The following is a 20189-nucleotide window of genomic DNA, read 5'->3' as shown; positions in this document are numbered from 1 at the left end:
CGCTAAACTTCGACATCTAATTGTGTTATACTGTGTATAACTATGTCGAGATGTCTTTGTTGAGAGGAGGTTTTTTGATATCATAAAGGCATCGAAAATTCCACAAACAAAAACAGGAGGCACAAAACATGAAACATCACAAGACAAAAAGAGGTTTGACCCTGTTCTTGGCACTGGCCATGGTGCTCTCGCTCGTCCCCATTTTCTCAGTGCCGGCGCAAGCATCATCTGCGGGTACGCCCTTTACACCGGCCAACGTAAACAACATCCATGGCGTTACATACACGCGACACGTCAATGGCGTCAGCGGCACAGGGTTCTCAACAGCCGAAACTGTCGCCGTGCTGCAAGTCGCGCCTAACGCCGACGCACAAGTGTTGGCCGGCGTACCGCGCTATCACTATGTTCAAGACTTCAGAACGGTTGGACAACTGGCGCAAAATCATACCGCGCAGGGCTATGATGTCATCGCCGCAATGAACGGCGGTTTCTTCGGTATGGTGACACAGGCCACCGGCGGGCAAGTGCCGGGGCAAGGCGCCTTTATCCAACACGGTGAGCTGCTCCGCCACTGGAACCCCGGTGGCTCAAACGAGTACCATGGCCAAGAGCACTATCTGCTCGGTTGGACAGCCGACGGCGACTTTGTCCACGGACACAATCCAACTCATGTGATGAATATGCGCGTCAACGGCGGCGCAGCTCAAGTGTTGCCCGCGCTCAACAGTCCGCGCTCGGTCGGCAATCCGGGATGGCGGGATTTGACGCTGCTGACCGACCGCTTTGCCCCCACCGTAACAGCCGAAGCAAGCCGGCGGCACGGTCGCGATGTGCGTTTAGAGGTCTTATCCGGGCGCATGGCGTTTGGTGAAGAAATAACACTGCGCGTAACACAAGCAGCGCACGCGGTGGTGGCCAACGCCCCCATCGGTCGCGGACAAGCCCGCCTTACGGCCAGCAATGCCGCCGATATGGCATTCTTAAATACACTCAGGGTCGGCGACACCATCACCATTAACCATTCACTGACCAATCGGCAAGGCACAACCGTTGATTGGACACAAGTTGACCAAGCCTTTGCAACACATTATCAGCTCATCAGCGGCGGTGTGCGGCGACCCCTGCCCGGGCAAGCCGGCGCAGTAACGACCCATCCATTGCCCAGCCAAAACAGCGCCCGTGCACGCACCGCCCTTGGTGTGCGCGCTGACGGCACGATGGTCTGGGTCGTAGTCAGCGGCGGTGCAACCACCGGCATGACAATGCCGCAGTTCCAAAACTATCTGCACAGCATGGGATTGCGCTACGCTTGGAATCTCGACGGCGGCGGCAGTTCAACCATGACCATTGGCCACACGCTCCAAACGTATGCCGATGGGCGTAACTCAACCTTCCAGCGCCCAGTTGCCAACGGGCTTGTATTGGTCAGTCCCAGAGTAGAAGTGCCTGAAATACCACACCGTGCCAATACCGACCTGCTTGACTTAATCGACTGGGACACGACAGCCGATGGCTTTGCAGCCGGCACAGTCAGTGTCAACGCACTGCCCGGAGGCGGCTACCGCGTGAATATCCTGCAAGGCGGCGGGCGACTCATCCGTCTTCCCGCATCGGCATTCAAGGATCTCCGATTTGACTTGAATGCCAACCCCTATCTTGACTTCAATATCACCGGCAGCGACATCGACCTTATTTGGGCACTTGATGCCGCCGGCGCACCCAGCTTTGTCCACTCCAACAACACTTTCGGACACGGCCGCGCACCTATGGGCGCCAGTGTCAATATACGCGACCACTTAGTCGGGCGCGTGGACGACCTCTCCAATGTCGAGCTTACCGAGCTGCGTTTTTGGACAACTGCACCGGCCGGCACCAGCTTTACCATCCACGACTTCCGCGTCAGCACCCGCATAAGTGAGCCCCGCTTCGATCTCTTTAATGTGGCACCGACTGCCTGGACACGCGCTGCTGGCGGCAGCGGCACGATGGGCACGATTACCAATGCCGGCGGCGTCTATACGTTCCCCAACATTGGCGGCGGCTGGCCTCAAGCTACGCACAGCATTTCACCCGTCACACCTCTGCCCCGCGCCGATTGGAATGACTTAATGCTTTACTATGATTTCACAGCGGCAAGTGCATTCAACATCGTCTTCTTCCATAATGATTTGCAAGCCACCAACTCCTTTGCCTTCGGGCGAGCACTATCCGGCGGCAACATCGACCCCGGCAGCGGTGACGGGCGCGCCGGCACTTACCGCGGCTCAATTACGCTGGCCGAGCTGTTTGCAAACGCTATGCGTGGCGCAATAAATATGCCGGTTCCCGGCAGCATCAATACCTTTAACTTATCTGCCATGCGTGTCTTTGCTGTCGGCGGCAATGTCACGTTCCGTGAGTTCCGCATCGTTGACCGTTCCGGGTCAAGCAACCCTGTGCCGTCTGATGTCTTTAATTTCTTGGGCGTGCCGGCAGCGTCGTGGGCCCACAATCCCGCAGGTCAAGCCGTTGGCGGCGGCGTTGTGAACACTTCACGCGCCGGCAACAACACCATCTTTGCCAACGCAGGCGGCGGCTGGCCCAGCGCCACGCTGGATATTCGAGCGCAAGGGGTATCCGTTCCTCGTGCCAACTGGACAAACACCGGCCTCATCTTTGATATGGATGTCTCGGGCCCCAATGTCGTCAGCATCCTATTGGCAACCAATCTCGGCACCATCAACATGGGCGGAGTAAACATCCGTCATAATATTGCCGGGGCAAGCAATTTGGGCACTGGCCGTCACACCGGTGCCATCCCGCTATCAACGATACTCAGCGATGTGACCGCACCCAACGCCGTCTTTGAGGTACACGGCATTTGGGTACAAGTATCATCAAATAACAACACAGCAACTGTGCGCGAATTGCGGATTGGAAGGTTGTAACCCATTCAAAATGATCTATCACATATCACATATCACAAAAAATCCCCGCCGTACGGCGGGGGATTTTTTCAAGCACAACACTAAACCTTACGCCGCCAAGTCAGCAAGCGTCACTCCGGCCATGGCTGCAATCATCGTGTCTTGTACACCATAGAGGAGTTTATGCATTTTACACTCTTGTGTTTCTCCGTGGCTGCAAAGTTTGCCTTCTATCAGACAGCGGTTGATAAGCAACTCGCCTTCAATGCACTCATACACATCGTATAAGCTAATTTCATGTGCTTCTCTGCCCAGCTGATAGCCGCCTTTTCTACCTTGCGTCGATTTAAGCAAGCCTTTTCTCTTCAACTGGTTGGCAATTTGAGCAAAGAAATAATAGGTCACATCGATCGACTCGGCAATGCTCGATGCAGTATGTAACTCGTTATCATTCCTGTATAAATGCCGCAAAATCCGAATGGCATAGTCAGTAGAAATTTGTAGTCTCATACGATCACCCTTTCTCTAAAATCGCTTGATATCGTCATCATAGCACAACAAACAATGCGATGTCAACACTTTGTCCGACATCGCCCATCAAAGTTATCAAAAAGTTTACAAACACCTACAAATAACAGCTATACTCTTCTGCGCATAATGTCAAACTTCCTTACCGGCCGCTCTGTTTTAACGCGCAACACCTGCTTGGCATGCGGCGCGGACGTAACCGGCCAACCATCCTCGTTGTGCATCTCTGTGACGGTTTGCGTAAAGGAAGCATTGCCCCCGACGCTGCGCGTCCTCGTCAAGAACTCCACCTCATCGCCAATCGAAAATTTGTTCCGCTGCTCAACGACAGCGTGCTGGCTTTCGGCATCATAATCAACAACAACACCAGCAAATTCTTGCGTTGCGACATAAGAATCGCAAGTCAGCGTTTGCCCCACCGTTTGATGTCCAAGATAAAATCCCGTATAAAAATCCCGTGTCCCCGTCTTTTTGAGCTCGCTGAGATAGTATGCCTTCTTCGACTCGTACAGGCTCTCAGACACAAATAAGTCATCAAGTGCCTCCCGATACACGCGCGTCACCATCGCCACGTAATACGCCGACTTAGCACGCCCTTCAATCTTCAAGGCCGATATTCCCGCGCCGACTAACGCGGGAATATGTTCAATCATACACAAATCCTTGGAATTAAAAATATGTGTGCCGCGCTCGTCCTCATAGACCGGCATATATTCACCCGGCCGCTGCTCTTCCATCAAATGATACTGCCAACGACAAGCCTGCGCGCAATCGCCCCGATTGGCGTCCCGTCCCGTCATATAGTTGCTCAACAAGCACCGCCCCGAATAAGACATGCACATCGCGCCATGCACAAAGACCTCGGTGTCAAACACCGGCGATTGGCACACTTGGTTAATCTCAGCGATCTCCGCCAACGACAGCTCCCGCGCCAACACCGCCCGCCGCGCGCCAAGTTTCTTGTAAAATGTCGCGCTTTGATAATTGGTGACGTTGGCCTGTGTGCTGATATGCACACTTAGTCCCTCGATCTGCCGCGCAACATCAAAAGCACCTGTGTCGGCAACAATCACAGCGTCCACACCCGCATCTTTCACCGCCCGCAAATAGCCTTCCAGTACCGCAAAATCGGCATTGTGCGCAAAAATATTGGCGCTCACGTATACTTTGACATTGCGCTCATGCGCGTACCGTACAGCCTCTGCCAGCTCACCGACATCAAAATTCTTAGCATTGGCACGCAAACTAAATTGCTTGCCGCCGACATATACGGCGTCCGCCCCGTACGCAATGGCCATTTGTAATTTCTCAAAATCACCCGCCGGCGCAACTATTTCCGGTTTATGCATCATAATCTCAACTACACCCGCCAAATGCCCTTGGCATATTCTTTAATACTTCTATCCGACGCAAACCGCCCGGCCGCTGCGATATTTGCCAGCGACATGGCGTTCCATTTCGCCGCGTCACAATACGTCTCGCTAACTTTCGCCTGCTCCGCGACATAGCTGTCGTAGTCGGTCAGCAGCATATACGGGTCGTTGTGAATCAAGCCGCCGGCGATGTCCTCATACGGCACGTCCAGCCCCGTGGCAATCATATCCATAACGCTTGCCAACCGCTTATTCTCGCGATAAATCGCGCCGGGGTCATGCCGTCCCTCGCGCCAAATGGCTTCGACTTCATGCTCCCGCAAGCCGAAGATAAACATATTCTCTTCGCCGGCGGCTTCACACATCTCAACATTGGCACCGTCCATTGTGCCGATGGTCAACGCACCGTTGAACATAAACTTCATATTGCCCGTGCCGCTGGCCTCTTTGCCGGCCAGCGAAATTTGCTCCGACAATTCAGTGGCAGGCATAATCAATTCCGCCAAACTGACGCGATAATTTTCAACGAAAACAACTTTTAACCGCCCGCGCACTACCGGGTCGTTGTCAATTAACTTCGCCACCGAATTGATGAGTGCGATGATACGCTTTGCCGCATAATACCCGCTCGCCGCCTTGGCACCGAAAAAGAACGCCCGCGGCACAAAATCCTGCTCCGAATTGTCGCGTAAAGACTGGTACAGCGTTAAAATGTGCAGCACATTGAGTAACTGCCGCTTATACTCGTGCAACCGCTTGACCTGCACGTCAAAGAGCATATTTTCATCGATTAAAGCACCCTGTGTACGATTTAGGTGGTTCGCCAACGCAATTTTATCCTCACGTTTGATATCAGCCAACTCTTGCAATACCGAATTTGGCAATTTTACCAACTTTTCCAGATCATTGCATTTCAGCAGATAATCATCACTATGCAGATGCTTTTGAATAAAGCCGTCCAGCTTTGGATTGACCTGCGCCAACCAGCGGCGATGATCTACGCCGTTGGTCACGTTTGTAAATTTCTTTGGCGTCATGGCGTATTCGCGACGAAAAATGTCCTCTTTCAAAATGTCACTGTGTAACGCACTGACACCGTTGACCGAGTACGCCGCAAAGACACACAAGTTCGCCATGCGCACCACACCGTCCCACACAATGGCCATATCGCGGCGGTCATTTTCGTCAACCTTCCCACCGATTTGATGCAAATACCGCTTGTTAATCTCGCGCAAAATCTGCCAAATACGGGGCATTACATGCTCAATCAACGACTGCGGCCAGCACTCCAACGCCTCTGACAGTATGGTGTGGTTTGTGTAAGCAAAGCACTGTGATGTAATCTCCCATGCATCATCCCAGCACATTCCCTCGCCGTCAATGAGAATTCTCAATAACTCAGGAATGGCCAGCGCCGGATGCGTGTCGTTGATATGGAAAACGTGCATTTTGTGGAGGTTTTCCAATGTGCCGTGCTTGGCTTTATGCCGCTTGCAAATGCTCTGCATTGTCGCGCTGACAAAGAAATATTGCTGCCGCAGTCGCAAGCTCTTGCCCTCAAAGTGATTATCTTCGGGGTAAAGCAGCTTAGTAATCGCCGCTGCCGCCGCCTCTTGCTCCTGTGACTTGACGTATTCACCACCAAAAAATCGCGGCATATCAATAGACACAGGACTTTTCGCCGCCCATAGCCGCAAGGTATTGACATTGTCGGTCTTGTAACCGCCAATCAACATATCGCGCGGTACAGCAAGCACCGTCGTCGCACCCTCGACAGTAAATTTTGTGCGTCCATTGAGCCGCGTCTCAACAACATGCCCGCCAAACTGTACTTCCTGCACCTCATCGGCAGGCGACAGCAACCACATTTCACCTTTGTCCAGCCATACATCGGGCGTTTCAACCTGTTCACCATTCACAATTTTTTGTGCAAAAACGCCGTACTCATAGCACAACGAATAGCCGGTGGCATTCAGCCCCGTCGTCGTCATCGAGTCTAAATAGCAAGCCGCCAGGCGACCCAAGCCGCCATTACCCAACGCAGCGTCGGGTTCAACTTCAAAAATATCGGCAGCATCGTAGCCCAAGTCTTTGAGCGTTGCCGTCAAATCGTCAAGCAATCCGAGATTGTAAGCGTTTTTCGTCATTGAGCGCCCAAGCAAAAACTCCATCGATAAATAATGCACCTCGCGCCCGCCTGTGCGTTTCGCTTTCACTTTCTTAGCACTCATTTCATCACGAATAACCAGTGCGCAGGCTTGCCAGATTTGCCCTTTGGTGGCCTCTTCGAGTCGCCGCCCAAAGTGGAGATATATTTTATCCGTCAGTTGTTGTTTGATGGTTTGCTTTAGTTTAGACATGGTTATTTTCATTCTCCTTGCAAGCTGAAATTTTTGATACATAAGTAGAGGCGGCAATCTGCCGCCCTTTCCATTATACTCAAAATAGTCGCAAAAGGCAACATTCTATTCAATCATCGTCAACTGGTCACCATGCAATAACTTTTCATACAACACGATATGCTCTCCCGCCGACTTGCTCCAACTCCAATCGGTTGTCATGTCCCGCGTTTGTAACTTACGCCACGCCTTGGGATCGTCACGGTACAATGCAATGGCGCGTTGTACGGCCTGCAGCATCTCGTCGGCATTGTAATTGGCAAAAGTAAAACCATTGCCCTCGCCTGTTTCAGCATTATACGGCTTCACGGTATCGCGCAAGCCGCCTGTTTCACGCACCACAGGCAACGTGCCGTACTGCATGGCAATCATCTGTGACAGCCCGCACGGTTCGCTCTTTGACGGCATCAAGAAAATATCCGCACCGGCGTAGATCTGATTGGCAAGCGCGGCATTATAGAGAATGTTGGAAGAGAATCGCCCGGGATAATGGCGTTGCGCCTCGGTAAACAACTGCTCATACGCCCATTCACCACTGCCCAGCACTACAAATTGCACGCCCTGCGCCATGATGTCGTCCAGCCGTGCGGCAACCAGATCCAGCCCCTTGTGTGCCACCAGCCGTGACACCATCCCAACCATCGGCACACCGGCATCCACATCCAGCCCCAGCAATTCTTGCAGTGCCGTCTTATTGTCAACTTTATCGTTTAACGTCTTGCTGCTATATTTCTTAAACAAGCTATTATCCTTGGACGGGTGGAAAACCTCAACATCAATACCATTGAGAATACCACTGAATTTATCTGCCTCGGCGCACAACAGCGTTTCCATGCCGTGGGCATAGTATGCGTGTGTCAGCTCGCCCGCATAAGTGGGACTTACCGTCGTCACAGCGTCAGCCCCGACAATCGCACCTTTCATCAGCGATATACCACCATAGTACTCCAACATCTCGCGCAAATGCGGCGGCAATGACAGCACATCATCGGCAAAAAAGAAATCAAACCGTCCTTGGTATTCTATGTTGTGGATGGTAAAGAGCGTTTTAATGTCAAGCCCATATGCCTTGACAAATAGCGGCACAACCGCCGTCTGCCAGTCGTTACAGTGAATAATGTCAGGCCTCCAGCCCAAATGCGGCAGCATTTCAACAACGGCTTTGGAGAAATAGGCAAACCGCTCGCCATCGTCGTAAGAGCCGTAAAGCTCTTGACGCTTAAAATATTGTTCGTTGTCAATAAAATAATACGTCACGCCATCTTTTTCCAACATAAACAACCCGCAATACGAGTTGCGCCACGCCAAAGAGAAGTAAAAGAATTTAACAAAGGTCAATTTCTCGCGCCACTCGGGCGACATAGAGGCGTACAGCGGCATCACAACCCGCACGTCGATGCCTTGCTTCGCCAACGCTTTGGGCAACGCCCCGCCCACATCGCCGAGTCCACCGGTCTTGACAAACGGCGTGGCTTCACTGGTTACGTAGAGTAGTTTCATTGCATATCCTCCCATATTCCTTGTCCGTCTCGTCAATAATAGTTGCGCAACTCGGCTTCGTTATTTTTATAAAATTCTTCGAGCCATTGGATACCATATGCTTTTTCAAAACCATCCAGCAATACGGATATATCAATCTCAAACCCCATGTTACCTAACTTAGATAATAATTCAAGTGGGAGCTTATTTTTATCCCGTTTTAGTATCTCGGCTACATCTTTCAAATCTTGCTCCCGCGCACTTACCAATTTCATGCCGATTAAATACCGAATATCAACGGCTTTAACAATAAGATTAGAAAATTGATGTACAGTTTCAAGGTATTCAGCCGGTGGCTTTGGATTCAGGTTCGATATAGAGTTGTTCAACCATAATTCATCGGCTTTGTTAATATTAAATTCATCGCCCACTTTTCGTATAGCATCCTCAGTCATCTTATTGTTTATAAAAAATGCGTCAATGTCAGCGGTTGCTCTGTATCCGTGTAATTGCAACACATATCCACCCGCACAGACCAGTTCAAGCGTCGCATCTATTTTTATTAGTTCGGCATTTAACTGTCTGAATACAATTTCAAAATCTATTGCGCCGTTACCATTATCATGCGTCAATACTTTCATATTTCGCCCTCAATTTTGCTATTTTGTCCAAATCAACTTTACGGTTTAAGTTAATAATATGCTGGCGTGTTGGCGAGCCATCTTCAAATGCCGCTTTCAGCGACACACGCTGGAAAGGTGTTAAGGCTTCATTATGGTACAACGCTTCAATTTCGCGTTCCGAAAACAATGTGCCGCATTTATCAATATCTTTACGCAAATACCGAAACCAATGGCCGGCACTATTTTTTGAATGCTGTGCTGCCTGCACAATATAATCTGACCATTCCATATCGCTTACACCAACGCCCCCTTAGAAATCGCAATCGGGTACGACTCATGCCCGACAAGCAGCCGCCCCTGGTTAATTACAACCTCTTTGTCGCAAATCACATAGCGCAAATCCGCGCCCGTATATACACAAACATCTTGCATCAAAATCGAATTACGCACCACCGCACCTTTTTTAACGTGTACGCCGCGGAACAGCACACTGCTTTCGACATGACCCTCAATAATGCAACCATCGGCCAGCAAGCTGTTTTTCACGCAACTGTCAGGCCCATAATACGCCGAGGTTTCATCACGCACTTTGGTCTTGATAGGACGGCTGCGCAGAAATAAACTATTACGCACTTCGGGCGTCAATAACTCCATGCTGTGGCGAAAATATTGCGCTGTCGATTGCACCCGTGCCGCATAACCTTCAAAGGGAAACGCCCCCAAAGCAATCGCTTTGCGTTGCAGTACATCACGCTCGAAGTCGTATAGACTGTGGCTTCTGCATTCGGCGATAATTTTTTTCAAAAATTTCTTACTCATCATATACACGCCCAACGCCTCATAGCTGCCCGTTTCAGCGCGTCCATTGATGACATCCTTGACAAAATGATTATCGCCGAGCATCACATAAGTCGCCAGCTCGGATTCGCTGACTTGGCGCGGCGTGCAGATACACGTCACATCGGCACCGCTACGCACGTGCTGGTCAAACATAGCTTCGAGAGGCAAGTTGACAATAATATCACCGTCGGCAATAACGACGTATTCCTGTCGTATGTAGTCGACGTATTCGGCAACCGACGCAAGCGCTTCCATCTTACCGCGAAAATACGTCGGACTACCCGCCCCCGTACGCCCGAATGGCGGCAGTAAACGTAACCCGCCGCGCTTACGTGCCAAATCCCATGCCTTGCCCGAGCCCAAATGGTCGAGCAGCGACTGGTAATTATCACGCATAACAACGCCCACATCATACACACCGGCATTGACCATGTTGCTCAACATAAAGTCAATCACGCGGTAACGCCCGCCAAACGGCAGCGATGATACCGTGCGGTGTTCGGTGAGTTCTTTGAGCCTTGTATTGTTGGTGTACGCGAAGATGATTCCGTGTAAATCTTTCATGCAAGCCTCCTTTATGCGGTTTTTTTAGCTTGTTTGGAGTGTGTTTATTTCCTACATTACATTGCGATACAACGCATATCGTCGTGTGCCATGTCTTGGTGGTGCGTCTGATATTTCAAATCCGATTTTGCGGTAAAACTCAACTGCGTCATCGTCGGTTTCCGCTTTAATCGGCAAGTTAAATTCTTCTTGCAGTGCAACAAGCATTGAGCTGCCGATACCGCACTCGCGCATATCTTCATCTACGGCAAGGTCTTTAAGATAGATATGATTATCACGCAATTCAAAACCACAAATGCCCTGTATTACGCCATCATCGAGCCAACCGTGCATTAAATGTGTTGCATCATCACGACATTGAGCGAGCTTCATGTCGATAATAGCTTCGGTATATTCTACGCCAAGTACACTAAAAAGTTGGCGTACTTTCGGGTCATTTAATTGACTTTTAATGTTTTTGAACATGAAATTCTCCTTTGCGTGTAAAAATAGATTTATTTTATACAAAATAATCATCCTCCGCCCAATGTAACGGGTTTTCGTCGATATATTGCCAAATCCGTTGATATTCATCCTCGTTTCGAATGATGCGGTCGTGGAATGAGCGTTGCCATAATGAAAAGCCGATTTGCTTTGTTGTCATAGTTTTGAATGAGCGCACAAATGTTGAAACCAACGATTTGGTGTAGGGGACGCTGTCCACAGCGTCCCGTTTCTCACGGGTGGGGCTTGCCATTCGGACGTCCCGTTTCTCATCGTGCGAAACAATCAAAATCATATGGATGTGATTTGGCATAACAATGTATCGGTCTAATTGAATTCGAGCGTCACCACCCATTTCCAAAATCCGTTTCACAACAAGGCCGTACTCAGATAGTTTTGTATGAGGCGTGACGCTGTGGACAGCGTCCCCTACAACAACTTTGCCCAGCATTTCATGTTTGTCTTTAACGCAAACTGTCACAAAATAGTACCCTGAACTTGAATAATTATATCCTTTCAGGCGAATGCCTTTTCTGACCGGCAATTCTTTCATATAAGCACCTTGACAATCAAATTATTATAAACATGGCGGTGTAGATAATATAAACTCCCTACATCAAATCAGCATCCGCCATCTCCTTTGGCCCAAGCGTTTTATGCGGCCCAATCGCCACCCCTGACGCCACCACGGCAATGCCCCACTCTTCGTCCTCTGCGCATTCAGACGGCTCGGCCCCCACTTGCGCATGCTCACAAATGACCGCCCGCTCGGCAACAATGGCATACGACACCTTGGCATTTTTCTTGACCACCGTACCCGGCATTAAAATCGAATACTTTATTTCCGCACCCGGTTCAACCGTCACGCCATGGAACAGCACCGAGTTTTCCACCGTGCCATATACATTACAGCCCTCCGTCACCAGTGAATGGCTGACTTTCGCATCAGGCCCGATATAATGCGGCGGCGCGGTCGGATTGCGGCCGTAAACTTTCATGTTGGAGTCAAAAACATTGCGGTCAGAGGTTGCCAACATATCCATGTTGGCTTCCCACAAACTGTCAATTGTGCCAACGTCTTTCCAGTAGCCATTGAAACGGTAGGCTTTCATCTTTTCGCCTGCGGCAAGCATATTGGGAAGAATATTTTGTCCAAAATCGTTCTTGCTCTTGGCATCCTCGTCATCATCAATAAGATATTGTCGCAACTTTGCCCAGTCGAAAACGTAAATGCCCATTGAAATCAAGTTTGACTTGGGCTTTTTGGGCTTTTCCTCAAACTCCCAGATGGTATCGTCGGCGTTGACATTCATCACACCGTAGCGCGACGCCTCTTCCAAATCGACTTCCATCGCCGCAATCGTACACGCCGCGCCCGAGCGCTTGTGGCAGTCAATCATCACCGAATAGTCCATCTTGTAAATATGGTCGCCGCAAATCACCAGCACGAGATCGGGGTCATAGTGGTCAACGAAAGTGATATTCTGATACACGGCGTTTGCCGAGCCTTTGTACCATGTTGCGCCCTTGTTTTTCTGATACGGCGGCAAGATATGTACCCCGCCGTCAAGCCTGTCCAAATCCCACGGCTGCCCCGACCCGATGTAGGCGTTGAGCTCATGCGGCTGGTACTGCGTCAACACCCCGACGGTGTCAATATCTGAGTTGATGCAGTTACTCAGCGGAAAGTCGATGATGCGATACTTGCCGCCAAACGGCACCGCCGGCTTGGCAATGTTGGTGGTCAGCACGTACAGACGGCTGCCTTGTCCGCCTGCGAGGAGCATGGCTACGCATTCTTTTTTCATGGGGTGTCCTCCTGTGTTTATATAATGGGCAGGCAGCTCCGCCCCTACTTTCGCTTTACAGCAAAAACTGCAATCAAAAACACCACAGCCGCTAAAGCGACTACACCCATCAAATATGGAACGAACAGCACCCACCACCGTGGATTGGTTGACTCTTCTTGCGGCTCAACAAATGCGCCAACAGTTGGCAAATCGGGCGTTAGGGGTGGCGGTTGCGTTGGCTCGCCGACATCGGTTTGTTGCAATCCAAAATGATAGGTCAGGCCGTCAATTGTCGTCACTGTCAGCGTTTCGGTTGCCGCGTCCCACTCCGGCTCCCAATTCCGCCAAAATGCAATGGATACACTGTGCGTTACCGCGCTCATATCGTCAACTAAGTCTGCAATATACGCCGTTGACACACGTTCTCCATAATTGAACTTTTCTAACGCAATCTCATGGTCAGCCTGCGGAATAAAGATAAAGCGGCGCATATCGTTTGAGAAGAAAAAGTCGTTTTCATACGCATGGGAGCGCAGGCCCTCTACCGTGTAGATAAGCTCACCATCAGCGCGATACAGCGCAGTTCGCCCATGCGGGTCAAATCGAAACACATAGTTGCCATCAGTGCTCCAAACATCAAATGGCTCGGGCGCAATCCAACTGTCGGCGCGCACGACAACCACATTGGCGCAAAGCAATACACCAAGCATACACAGTGCAAAAACGCGCTTTTTCATGGGTAGGGTGACCTCCTTTAATGATAGAGCGATTGCGTAGTAACAGCTTCGCCGTCAACATACTTAATAAACCTAATCCGCCGATGACACAACTGCCGCCTAAAACTAATCTCTACGATATGCGAACTGCGAGGCGGTATCACCGTCGCTCTGCCGAACAATCCATTGCGGCGGCGATGTACGGTTTCCCAACCCATTATAGACAACACCTGAACTCGAAATGCCCTGTCAAGAGATTTCTCGTTAGATGTATTGTTAGAAATGCTAAGCGTTATCGTATGCCGCTGGCCTTGTGTATCGAAATCAAGGATGCGCATGCTGACACCTCTTGGATTGTCAAAATCAAATCGGTATGTGGATATATCAGCAATAGAGCGAAAAAAAGCGAGAGCGAGTAACACAACAATAACACCTGCTATCATCGGTGGGACTATTGCAAGAAATATACGATATCTTGTTGTTTTCTCTTTCATTTTCGCGCCAAAAACACCGCCCCATACGCCGGCAGCTCAATTTCCATCGACTGATTCCGTCCCTGCCAAGGCTCGTCCTTGCTCGTCACGGTACCATTGACAACACCGCCGCCGCCATAGGCCGCTGCGTCGCTGTTAAACAGCTCGGCGTACTCACCCTCACGCGGTACGCCGACCTTATATTTACTCTTATGCTCGCCGTTGAAATTAAAGACGCAAATCAGCTCTTTTCCGTCCTCATCGCGGCGTAGAAATGCCAAAGTATTGCCGTGTGCATCGTCGTTGCACAGCCACTCAAAGCCCTCCCAATCGGTGTCGATCTCCCACATTTCTGGACGGCTGAGATAAAAATTGTTCATCGCGCGAACATAGGCGTGATGCGCTGCATGGGCGGGATAATCGAGCAACTGCCATTGAATCTGCTTATTTTCATCCCACTCGTCAAATTGCGCGATCTCATGCCCCATGAAAGTCAATTTCTTGCCCGGATGCGCCAGCATAAAGGCGTAATAGGCTCGCAAGCCGGCAAATTTCTCTTCATACGCACCCGGCATACGCCCAATCATCGAGCCTTTTCCGTGCACCACTTCATCATGGCTCAACGGCAAGATAAAGTTCTCGCTGAACGCGTACAGCATGGCAAACGTCAAGTTGTTGTGGTGATGCTGGCGGAAAAACGGGTTCAGCCCGAAATATTCCAAACTGTCGTGCATCCAGCCCATGTTCCACTTATAGTTAAAGCCCAAACCGCCCATGTGAACCGGCTTTGTCACCATCGGAAACGCCGTCGACTCCTCGGCAATCATCAGCGCGTGGGGAAAATTGGCAAAAATCTGCTCGTTGAGCTTCTTGATAAAATCGATGGCCTCTAAGTTCTCATTGCCGCCGTAAATGTTGCGCCGCCACGCCTTGTTAGAGCGCGAATAGTCAAGATAGAGCATACTCGCCACAGCATCGACACGCAGACCGTCAATATGAAATTTTTCCAACCAAAACAATGCCGATGACAACAGGAACGACCGCACCTCATTGCGCCCGTAGTCAAACACCAACGTACCCCAATCCTCATGCTCGCGCTTGAGCGGGTCGCTGTATTCATAACAATAGCTGCCGTCAAACTCAGCCAAACCGTGCGCGTCTTTCGGAAAATGCGCCGGTACCCAGTCCAAAATCACGCCGATGCCCGCCTGATGGAACGCGTCCACCAGCGCCATAAAATCGTGCGGCGTACCAAAGCGGCTCGTCGCGGCAAAATAACCTGTCACTTGGTACCCCCATGAACCATCGTAAGGATACTCGGTCACCGGCATCAATTCAACATGCGTATACCCCATCTCTTTCACATATGGCACAAGCACATCGATCATATCACGGTACGACATCAAATTGCCGTCCTCATGGTAACGCCACGAGCCCGGATTCATTTCATAAATATTCATCGGCGCGTTGTAACACGCCGTTTTAGCTTTTTGCCACGCCGCGTCGCCCCAGGTATAGCCGCCTAGGTCGTAAATTTTCGATGCCGTATCGGGGCGCGTCTCGGCATGAAACGCATAGGGGTCAGCCTTGCGCCTCCATTCCCCCGTCTGCGTTTGCACAGCATACTTGTAGTTGTCATACACTTGCAGGCCCGGCACAAACGCCTCCCACACGCCGACCGAAATCTTGGTCATGGGCGTTGTGTCATGACTCCACTCGTTAAAATCACCGATGACAGACACAGCCTGCGCCTCGGGCGCCCATACGCGGAATCGAACACCTTTTTTACGCTTCTCCGTACCAAAGTGCGCGCCTAAAAAATCGTAAGCACGAATATCATTGCCTTCATGGAACATATACAGGTGATTGTCCAGCGATTCGAGTTGTTTTTTGGTTGGCATGATGTGTACCTCCCATATTGTAGGGGCGGCATTCTGCCGCCCGTGCGCACAAAACCATGGCGTTGCGGTCTTTTTTACTACTACAGGCGGCAGAATGCCGCCCCTACGTTATTCCTCATTGCTAACTATACAACAATCTCGCCAACAACCTCACCGGCCAGCCCTGCGGCGTTGGCTTCGTCGTAATCAACGTGCATACGATCGGCAAACTTCTCGCTCACCCGCACCGGCGTTTGATGGAAGGTCAAGCCACGCTCGCCCGGCACTTTTATGCTGACAAGCTGCCCATCCTGCAAGCCCCATTTTTCCGCCGTTTCAGGTATCATATGAATGTGCCGCATGGCGATAATGCAGGCTTCACGCGTCACTTCACCCTGCGGGCCAATGATTTTCACGCTTGCCGCACCCTCGATATCGCCGCTCTGTTTCACCGGCGGCACAACGCCAAGCACCCGCGCATCGGTAAACGAAACCTCAACTTGCGTGGCCGGACGCACAGGACCGAGAATGCTGACCCTGTCAATGACACCGCGCGGCCCTTCCAGCCGCACCTTTTCCTCAGTCAAAAATTGCCCCGGCTGCGACAATTCACGCTTGTTGGTGAGCATATGCCCTTTGCCGAACAATGTGTCTAAATCGGCTTGACTCAAATGGATATGACGCGCCGACGATTCGATAATAACATTCATAGTGTCCACCTCTATATGTAATCTGCTTCCAGTATAACACGCCGCAGCGCAAAAAACAAGGGTTCAGCGCAATGCCGAACCCTTTATTTAGTGTACTAGTCCCCGTCAGCCTTCTCGGCAAAGGTAAGGTTATGTGACTTAAAGCAGTCGGCCAGAAAATATCCGGCAATAAGGCTAAACAAAAACAACTCCTCTATACGTATCCGAAACATAACTATCCCGCCAAACCGCCAAATCCAAAAAAGTGCGATATACCCAATCGCCGCCAATTCTATTGTCAAGTAAATTAAGTTCAGCTTGAATTTTCTTCCCGTAAACCATTTCGGCATGGCAAGAGCAAGCCCCATCAAAAACCAAAACACTGTACCTGCATAAATTCGCGGCGCCGGATCAAATGTTCGGCTGATATGCGCCTCTATTTGCGGGAAGACAAACAGCTTAACGCAAACCAAAAGCGCAATTAAGACAATTTGAGTAATTTGAACTATGTGTTTCTTTGTCATCACAAACCCCTCCCTTTCTTAAAGACTACCGAATTTGGATAGCAATGGACGTGCTCCATCTACCGGAAGTCGCCCCGTTATTGCTAAATGTCACGGCAAGGCCTGCCCCAACACCACTAGAGCCAACATCTTCAACGGGCAACCAGCCTGAGGATGTCGATATGCTAAAAGTTCCGCCGTTACTGCGTATCCCGCCCACGACAAAGGCATTATGCGCGACGAATTGTCCTCGATGTCGCCCCTCGGCAGTCCTTCCGCTTTGATTCATCTCCACTCTCACCGCTTCTACCCGAATTCTAACGGGAGACGGCGGCGACACCGTGGAAACTGTTCTTATAATGCTCAACATATTTACACCGCGATTTACACCGGTTCCGGCAGTACGACGATAATCAACCCTAAGAGTTACTCGCGCAGACAGCGAACCATCCATCCGCGATGATGAGCGCGAATGGTTACTTGTACTCAACGGCATTATCGCAAGGCCTGTTAAGTTAGTAATTGTTGGGGTGTCAAGACTACTTTCCTCAGCATACTCAATAGGAAGTGCTTCTATTGAAACCGTATTCGCATACGTTTCAACAACATTACCCGACGCATACTCTACGCTCGAAAGCAATTGTGTCACTTCGGTTGTTGTTATGATGTAGTCTGTCGTTTCTTCAACAGTTTGTTCAAATGCTGTTATTCCGTTTTCTTCAAGATATTCTTCGCAATCGGCATCAATGATTTCGAGCATCTCGTAAATGGTCAACTCATCATAATACTCAATTAGAACCCGCTGATAGGCCACCCCCGAACCATAGTAGTTGCCGCTTGCAGTAAACATACCTACTGCCATCGTGCAGAAAATGAGTACGGCGATGATTCGTCTTGCTTGATTTTTCATTTGCAAAGACCTCCTTAATAATTTAGGATAGAATCCTTGCACACATAGTATATATATATATATTGTCAATCCCTTTTGTCGAAATATATACATAAGGACTCATGCCATCGTCCCTTACATATCAAAAAACTTTCTCCGATGCCGTCTGTGCCTGTGCTTATGCTCATCAAACTCCACCAAGATCGCGTCACGTCCGATGGTGCGGATGCATTCCCACGGAATAACAAAATCTTCCTTGCGCCCGAACAGCCCGAAAAACGAGCTCGGACCCGGCACAACGATGGCAAGCAGACGCGCGCACTGCAAATCAAGCAGCACATCGCACGGAAATCCCAAACGGCAACCATCGCAAACGTTGATAACTTCCTTGCAGCGAATATCGGCAATACGGCTCTGATGGCAGTCACAGCCCTCTTTATTGTGAATCGGACATCTCATAAGCGTCACCTCATGGATAACCTATGAGGTGCAAGGGTTGTCTTATGCGCCATACCGATGTGAAGACAAAATCAGTACCCGCCCGGCCAAACAAAGAGAAAATACACACAAAGCAATAGACTTATTTCTCATCCCACCAAATCTTAACCACATCAACGCCCTTGCTCTCGGCATACGCTACCGTCCGCCCCGTTCCGCCCGACGGGTCGCCTTCCCACACGGCAATCAAACGGCTGGCATTGTCAACCATCCAGCGATTGCGGTAATGGTACGTCTCCACATTGCAAAACTGCGACAAAATACGGCGCACATCGCAATGTTTTAAGCAGGCATTATACCGTTCGATTTGCTCCGACGGCCAGTTGCGCGTTTGGTCTTTGCCGGGAATGGCGGCCACCAGCACCAGCTCAGGGCAGGTTGTCTTTTTGAGCAAAATTGCCTGTTCGCACGCCAGCAAGTCCACGCCCTGTGCCATGCCACAAATAAAATTGCGATACCCCGCGTCATAGCTTCTCTCAATCTCGGCGCTGATGCGTTTGGCAAACGCCCGCGCGTCGGGATGACCGTCGTCGTAGCCCCACGGCAAAGCCTGCGGCCGCCGCCCCGTAAACGCGCAGGTCGTAGCGCGAATGCGCTTGGTGGCGTCGCTTTGCATGCTTTTCAGCAACGCCGTCACGCGCTGCTCGTCCTTATACGGATAGGCAAACCCATAGTGGTCGGCCACTTGCTGCGCCACCTTGCCAAACAGCTCGCCTGCCATAAACAAAGCACTCCACATCTGCGGATACTCACCCCCGGCATACGTCGCAGCAAATTCACGCCAAATCTCCGGCGGCAGAAGTTTTTGCAGATACTTTCCAAACTTCCCGATTGTAACCGGCGTTTCGTTCTTCATGCCAACATACCAACCCAATGCTTTAACTAACTCTTCCCGTATATGGGTCAAAAAGGTTTGCGCAAAGCTCATTTCCTGACGACACAAGCCTTTGGCAACATACGGCATTATCCACCAAAACTCGTTGCAACACACGAGATATGTTTTTTCGTCGGGTGCTTCAACATAATATTTCAATCCGTTGTCATGCCCAAGGTTAAATACACCATCTTTGTCCAACCAAATTTCAGCAGGACCGTGATCGCCGGATTCGAGCGTTTTGTGATAGGCATCAACTGTCGCAAATGTCAAGTCAATGCGCGTGCCATCGGCATATTGGGTCAAAATAAAATAGCTTTCCCCGTCCGACCAATCGGGCTTTTCTGCGCTCGTAATACGCACGGAAACTTCATCGCCGAGTACATCCATCCACGTTAAGTCTTTGGTCATTGCCTTAATCGACTTTTCGCAATCGATAACATATCCGACATCGTAATCCATCCAATCGTCACGCGGCGCATCAGCATTAGCCCGCGACCCGCCAAGCATCACGGCACGAATGCGTTTATCCTTCTCGGCAACTTTTATAATCAACTCTTTCATCTGTTCAGGCGTGCGCATATCACCACTCCTTTATTTTTAAGGCTTCAATGCATTTATTGTACAACGTTTGTACCCAACTGTCAAGGCATAATATATAATACAAGGGCGGCATAATGCC

At 50.3% G+C, this 20189-nt stretch carries 19 protein-coding genes; 1 reads left to right on the top strand and 18 read right to left on the bottom strand.

Annotation, left to right across the window (positions count from 1 at the left end):
- The first annotated feature begins 128 nt into the window (after positions 1–128).
- Positions 129–2927: a phosphodiester glycosidase family protein gene (locus tag FWE06_04385; GenBank protein MCL2546417.1), complete on the top strand. Its 2799-nt coding sequence runs from the start codon at positions 129–131 to the stop codon at positions 2925–2927.
- Positions 2928–3014: 87 nt separating this feature from the next.
- Here FWE06_04385 and FWE06_04380 read toward each other — a convergent pair whose 3' ends face one another.
- The 18 genes from FWE06_04380 to FWE06_04295 form a co-directional block, all read right to left on the bottom strand.
- Positions 3015–3416 (bottom strand): Rrf2 family transcriptional regulator, encoded by a 402-nt coding sequence (locus FWE06_04380; protein ID MCL2546416.1) that lies wholly within the window; start codon positions 3414–3416, stop codon positions 3015–3017.
- Positions 3417–3544: 128 nt separating this feature from the next.
- Positions 3545–4783 carry a U32 family peptidase gene (locus tag FWE06_04375; GenBank protein ID MCL2546415.1) on the bottom strand — a complete coding sequence of 413 codons (1239 nt, stop codon included), beginning with the start codon at positions 4781–4783 and terminating at the stop codon, positions 3545–3547.
- Positions 4784–4794: 11 nt separating this feature from the next.
- Positions 4795–7167, bottom strand: a complete 2373-nt coding sequence (locus tag FWE06_04370; GenBank protein MCL2546414.1) for a glycogen/starch/alpha-glucan phosphorylase — start codon at positions 7165–7167, stop codon at positions 4795–4797.
- A gap of 105 nt (positions 7168–7272) precedes the next feature.
- On the bottom strand, positions 7273–8706 hold the full coding sequence (glgA, locus tag FWE06_04365) for a glycogen synthase GlgA (GenBank protein MCL2546413.1): 1434 nt from the start codon (positions 8704–8706) through the stop codon (positions 7273–7275).
- 32 nt (positions 8707–8738) lie between these two features.
- A complete protein-coding gene (locus FWE06_04360) occupies positions 8739–9326 on the bottom strand; it encodes a DUF6036 family nucleotidyltransferase (protein MCL2546412.1) in 588 nt (195 codons plus the stop codon).
- Positions 9307–9597, bottom strand: a complete 291-nt coding sequence (locus tag FWE06_04355) for a hypothetical protein (protein ID MCL2546411.1) — start codon at positions 9595–9597, stop codon at positions 9307–9309. Before FWE06_04355 ends, FWE06_04360 begins: the two co-directional genes overlap by 20 nt.
- Before the next feature lie 5 nt (positions 9598–9602).
- Positions 9603–10712, bottom strand: coding sequence for a glucose-1-phosphate adenylyltransferase subunit GlgD (gene glgD / locus FWE06_04350; GenBank protein ID MCL2546410.1), 1110 nt, complete (start codon positions 10710–10712; stop codon positions 9603–9605).
- Positions 10713–10763: 51 nt separating this feature from the next.
- A complete protein-coding gene (locus FWE06_04345) occupies positions 10764–11177 on the bottom strand; it encodes a GNAT family N-acetyltransferase (protein MCL2546409.1) in 414 nt (137 codons plus the stop codon).
- Positions 11178–11211: 34 nt separating this feature from the next.
- Entirely contained in the window at positions 11212–11748 is a 537-nt protein-coding gene (locus tag FWE06_04340) for a hypothetical protein (GenBank protein ID MCL2546408.1), read from the bottom strand.
- A 58-nt stretch (positions 11749–11806) separates the two neighbouring features.
- The gene (locus FWE06_04335) at positions 11807–13003 is read right to left on the bottom strand and encodes a glucose-1-phosphate adenylyltransferase (protein ID MCL2546407.1); all 1197 of its coding nucleotides are present in this window, start codon (positions 13001–13003) and stop codon (positions 11807–11809) included.
- A gap of 44 nt (positions 13004–13047) precedes the next feature.
- Positions 13048–13722, bottom strand: coding sequence for a hypothetical protein (locus tag FWE06_04330; protein ID MCL2546406.1), 675 nt, complete (start codon positions 13720–13722; stop codon positions 13048–13050).
- Between the two features lie 17 nt (positions 13723–13739).
- The gene (locus FWE06_04325; GenBank protein ID MCL2546405.1) at positions 13740–14039 is read right to left on the bottom strand and encodes a hypothetical protein; all 300 of its coding nucleotides are present in this window, start codon (positions 14037–14039) and stop codon (positions 13740–13742) included.
- 152 nt (positions 14040–14191) lie between these two features.
- Positions 14192–16075 (bottom strand): 1,4-alpha-glucan branching protein GlgB, encoded by a 1884-nt coding sequence (gene glgB, locus FWE06_04320; protein ID MCL2546404.1) that lies wholly within the window; start codon positions 16073–16075, stop codon positions 14192–14194.
- Between the two features lie 125 nt (positions 16076–16200).
- On the bottom strand, positions 16201–16764 hold the full coding sequence (pduL, locus tag FWE06_04315; protein MCL2546403.1) for a phosphate propanoyltransferase: 564 nt from the start codon (positions 16762–16764) through the stop codon (positions 16201–16203).
- Between the two features lie 95 nt (positions 16765–16859).
- Positions 16860–17267 carry a hypothetical protein gene (locus FWE06_04310; protein MCL2546402.1) on the bottom strand — a complete coding sequence of 136 codons (408 nt, stop codon included), beginning with the start codon at positions 17265–17267 and terminating at the stop codon, positions 16860–16862.
- A gap of 25 nt (positions 17268–17292) precedes the next feature.
- Positions 17293–18156 carry a hypothetical protein gene (locus FWE06_04305; GenBank protein ID MCL2546401.1) on the bottom strand — a complete coding sequence of 288 codons (864 nt, stop codon included), beginning with the start codon at positions 18154–18156 and terminating at the stop codon, positions 17293–17295.
- Between the two features lie 114 nt (positions 18157–18270).
- The gene (locus tag FWE06_04300; GenBank protein ID MCL2546400.1) at positions 18271–18594 is read right to left on the bottom strand and encodes a YlmC/YmxH family sporulation protein; all 324 of its coding nucleotides are present in this window, start codon (positions 18592–18594) and stop codon (positions 18271–18273) included.
- Between the two features lie 121 nt (positions 18595–18715).
- Positions 18716–20089, bottom strand: coding sequence for an SLOG family protein (locus FWE06_04295; GenBank protein MCL2546399.1), 1374 nt, complete (start codon positions 20087–20089; stop codon positions 18716–18718).
- Between the last annotated feature and the right edge of the window lie 100 nt (positions 20090–20189).

The sequence above is a fragment of the Oscillospiraceae bacterium genome (genome assembly GCA_009780275.1).
Taxonomy (GTDB): Bacteria; Bacillota; Clostridia; order Oscillospirales; family UBA929; genus WRAI01.
The sequence above is the reverse complement of the archived record's forward strand: the minus strand, read 5'-3'. Positions and strand labels throughout refer to the sequence as shown.